Source organism: Mycobacterium sp., assembly GCF_049281135.1.
Lineage (GTDB): Bacteria > Actinomycetota > Actinomycetes > Mycobacteriales > Mycobacteriaceae > Mycobacterium.
Map to the genome: position 1 here is coordinate 1 of NZ_JBAPRN010000420.1, position 3,995 is coordinate 3,995.

General features: G+C 67.4%; 5 protein-coding genes. 2 read left to right on the forward strand and 3 right to left on the reverse strand.

Features of this window, described 5'->3' with window-relative positions; all coding sequences use genetic code 11:
- From WAN02_RS17180 to WAN02_RS17190, 3 genes are all read right to left on the reverse strand, one after another.
- Positions 1-1,023, reverse strand: a 1,023-nt coding sequence (locus WAN02_RS17180) for a ubiquinol-cytochrome c reductase iron-sulfur subunit (RefSeq protein ID WP_422265431.1), incomplete at its 3' end; no start/stop codon positions are given.
- Between the two features lie 82 nt (positions 1,024-1,105).
- Positions 1,106-1,939 (reverse strand): cytochrome c, encoded by an 834-nt coding sequence (locus tag WAN02_RS17185; RefSeq protein ID WP_422265432.1) that lies wholly within the window; start codon positions 1,937-1,939, stop codon positions 1,106-1,108.
- Between the two features lie 29 nt (positions 1,940-1,968).
- Complete coding sequence (locus WAN02_RS17190) at positions 1,969-2,580, reverse strand: cytochrome c oxidase subunit 3 (protein ID WP_422265433.1); 612 nt, start codon at positions 2,578-2,580, stop codon at positions 1,969-1,971.
- 121 nt (positions 2,581-2,701) lie between these two features.
- On the opposite strand from WAN02_RS17190, the gene trpD reads away from it, so the two are divergent.
- Complete coding sequence (gene trpD, locus WAN02_RS17195; RefSeq protein ID WP_422265435.1) at positions 2,702-3,799, forward strand: anthranilate phosphoribosyltransferase; 1,098 nt, start codon at positions 2,702-2,704, stop codon at positions 3,797-3,799.
- A 10-nt stretch (positions 3,800-3,809) separates the two neighbouring features.
- The coding region (locus WAN02_RS17200; RefSeq protein ID WP_422265434.1) for a hypothetical protein at positions 3,810-3,995 on the forward strand (186 nt) is incomplete at its 3' end.

The window sequence follows — 3,995 nt, forward strand, 5'->3', positions numbered from 1 at the left end:
GTCGAACTGCGACTGGTGGCACGGGCACAGGATGCGGTAATCCTGCTGCTCGTACAGCGACGCGGGACAGCCCAGGTGCGAGCAGACCTTGGTGTAGGCGAACAGCTCGCCGAAGTTGAAGCTCTCCTGGCCCTTGCGTTTGACCACCCTGGGCAGGTCGGTGGCCTTGACACGGATCAGCATCACCGGGTTTCGGACCGCGGCCAGGATTCTGGTGAGCTTCTCGTGTGACTCCACTGTGGTGCCGTCGCCGTCGGATTCGCGCCACGGGAAGACGGTCTCCATGCCGCCGGCGTCGAGGTCCTCGGCGCGCATCTTGATGAACGGCGCCGCCGCACTTTCGCCGGTGGCCCGGGCCAGGTAGATGGTTTCGCCGTGAAAGCGAGGTGTCCAACCCGAGGTCCACAGCACGGCCTTCTTGCCGTCGGCCGTCTGCACCACGGGTTTCCACGGGTTCTTGATGAGGCCGCCGGCAAACGCCACCAGAGTGCCGAGTCCGAACGCTCCCAGGCCCGCGCCGAGCGACAGACCGATCAGCTTGCGGCGCCGCAGCGTGGAGCCTTCCAAAGCGTCGGTCAGGTTGGCGGCCACAGTTTTGCGATCGATCTCATCCGAGCCGGAAGCGCCGTAGTGGCGGTCCTGGATCGAAATCTCTTCGGGGATGAACTTTTTCTGGAAGAGCACCGCCCCGATGGCGATGCACAGCACCGACCCCCCGAACGTCAGACCGTACAGCGGGGTGGCCAGTGAGTATGCGAGGCTGCCGGACGATCCGTTCGGCTGGTACTCCCACGGCCAGAACAGGAACACCAGCAGCAGGGCCAACCCGAGCAACCCGCCCAGCAAAAGCCAGATGGCTACCAGGCGCTCGGCGCGCTTTTCGGCCTTGGTGCCGGGAACCGGCCAGCGCGGCTCCTTGAAGACGGTCTCGACGCCGTCGATCCGGCCGCCGAGCTCGACGAGTTCCTCGCGCGACATGGCGTTGAGTTCGGCGTCGGTGGGGTGTCCGCTGTCGTTGGTCATCAGGCGCCACTCCTCCTCATCGCTTCGTCCCCCTCGCCGCTGCGCGGCTGGAGGCGCCCCCACTGCATCGTCGCGACGCTGGTCATGATCGCGCCCCAATCCACAGCGCCGCACCGATGACGGCGACCATCCCGATGATCCACGCCACCATGCCCTCGGGGGCGGGTCCGAAGCCGCCCAGGCCGTTGCCGCCCGGACTTTTAGCCTCGGTCACATTCTTCACGTAGGCGATGATGTCTTTCTTCGCGTCGAAAGAGAGCTGACGGTCGGAAAACTTCGGCATGTTCTGCGGCCCGGTGCGCATCGCGTCGAGGATCTGCTGCTCGTTGGCCGGCTCCAACTCGGGAGCGAACTTGCCCGACGACAGCGCGCCGCCCTTGCCGGTGAAGTTGTGGCACGAGGAGCAGTTGAGCCGGAACAGGTCGCCGCCGCGGCCCAGGTCGCCGCCGCGCAGTGAGGTCATCGCGATGCTGCCGTCGGCGTTGCGCTCGATGGTCGGTCCGCCACCGTTGGCCTGCACGTAGGCGCCCAGCGCGTCAATCTGAGACTCGTCGAAAATCGGGTCTTTGCGCATCGCCTGCGCCTCGCCACGCATGGCGGGCATCCGGCCGCTGGACACCTGGAAGTAGACCGCGGCCTCGCCGACGCCGATCAGGCTGGGCCCGCGGTCGGGCACACCCTGCAGGTTGGCGCCGTGGCAGGTCACGCACGAAGTGTCGAAAAGCTGCTTGCCCGTTCGCAGTAGCGCCGAGGACGACTCGTCGGCGACGGCTATCTGCGGGCTGGGGGTCAGGACCGCGGCCAGCCCGCCGGCAACCACCAGAGCCAACACCAGCAGCAGCCCAGCCGACAACCGGCGGCGCAGGCGGCGGCGCGCCCGGTCACTCAGCGATCGGTTCAACCCCAGTTTCTTCAACCGAGCACTCCTGTTCTTACGCATGCTGGTCAACGGATGAAATAGATCGTGGCGAACAGTGCGATCCAGACGATGTCGACGAAGTGCCAGTAATAGGAGACGACGATCGACGCGGTGGCCTGCGCTGGGGTGAATTTGCTCATCGTGGTGCGGGCCAGCAGGAAGATAAAGGCGATCAGCCCGCCGATGACGTGCAACCCGTGGAAGCCGGTGGCCAGGTAGAACACGCTGCCGTAGGCGCTGGAGGGAATGGTCGTCCCATGGCTCATCAGGTGGTGGTACTCGTAGCCCTGCCCGAGCACGAAGAACAACCCCATCGCAAAGGTCAGCACGTACCAGCGGCGCAGCCCGAAGACGTCGCCGCGCTCGGCTGCGAACACGCCCATCTGGCAGGTGAACGATGAGGCGATCAGCACCAGCGTGACCGGCACCGCCTGATACAGGTTCAGCTCGGTCGGCGGAGGCGGCCAGTTGCCTGCCGCCTGCGCCCGCGCGGTGAAGTAGAAGGCGAACAGTCCAGCAAAGAACATCAACTCGCTGGAAAGCCAGACTATGGTGCCGACACTGACCATATTTGGGCGGTTGAGCGAATGTACGCGCGCCGTGATTGCTGTACCCGAGGTCCCTACCGCACTCGTCACCCCGCAAGTATGACGCTTTGTAGTTGTCGACCTCCACCCGGGGCGGCAATTTGGTGCGCGAAATTCATGTCGATCCGCCGCCCGCGCCCGGCTTCGCCGCGCTGGCGATCGCCATGGGACCATCGGCGGTGTGGCGGCGTCATCGTCGGAGCCGTTTCAGCGGCCCCCGGAAGCGGCGCTGTCGTGGCCGCGTGTGCTCGAGGTTTTGACCGCGGGTCGGGACCTGCCGCGCGGACAGGCCGGCTGGGCCATGGAGCAGATCATGACCGGATCTGCGACGCCGGCGCAGCTCGCGGCCTTCGCCGTGGCGATGAAGATGAAGGCGCCAACCGCCGCAGAAGTGGCCGAGCTGGCCGACGTGATGCTGCAGCACGGCCTCAAGCTGCCCACCTCGCAGATCGGGACCGAGACCGTCGACATCGTCGGTACCGGTGGCGACGGCGTCAACACCGTCAACCTCTCGACCATGGCGGCGATCGTCGTGGCGGCCAGCGGCATTCCGGTGGTCAAGCACGGCAACCGGGCGTCGTCGTCGCTGGCCGGCGGAGCCGACACGCTGGAAGCGCTCGGTGTACGCATCGACCTGGGTCCCGAGGACGTCGCACGCAGCGTTGCCGAGGTCGGTATCGGGTTCTGCTTCGCGCCGCGGTTCCATCCCTCTTATCGGCACGCATCGTCGGTGCGGCGCGAGATCGGTGTGCCCACCGTCTTCAATTTGCTTGGGCCGCTTACCAATCCGGGTCAGCCGCGGGCCGGCCTGATTGGTTGCGCCTTCGCCGAGCTGGCCGAGGTGATGGCGGGAGTTTTCGCCGCGCGCCAGTCCAGCGTGCTGGTGGTTCACGGCGACGACGGTCTCGACGAGCTGACCACCACCACGACGAGCACCATCTGGCGGGTCCAAGCCGGCACGGTGGACAAGCTGAAATTCGATCCCGCCGGGTTCGGGTTCGCGCGCGCCGACCTCGACCAGCTACTGGGTGGTGACGCGGCCGCCAACGCGGCGGAGGCACGTTCGGTGCTGGCCGGCGCCACGGGCCCGGTACGCGACGCCGTCGTGCTCAACGCCGCGGGCGCGATCGTGGCCCATGCCGGGCTATCCAGCCGCGCCGAGTGGTTGCCGGCGTGGGAGGACGGGCTTGCCCGGGCCGTCGACGCGATCGACAGCGGGGCGGCCGAACAGCTGCTCGCGCGATGGGTGCGGTTCGGTCAGCAGCTCTGAGTCGAGGGTCGTGACGGCCTGCTCGGCGGCCACCCGCGCAGAGCGCGCCGACGCGGCCCACTCGGCCCACGGCCCTGCGGACCGCAATGTGGTGCACCAACCCTCGTCGCCGGTCGTGGACACGATGCGCACCCCCGGGGCCGTCAGCCAGCGTGCGACCAGCGCGGTCTCTTCGACCAGCGCACCGCCCAGCGGC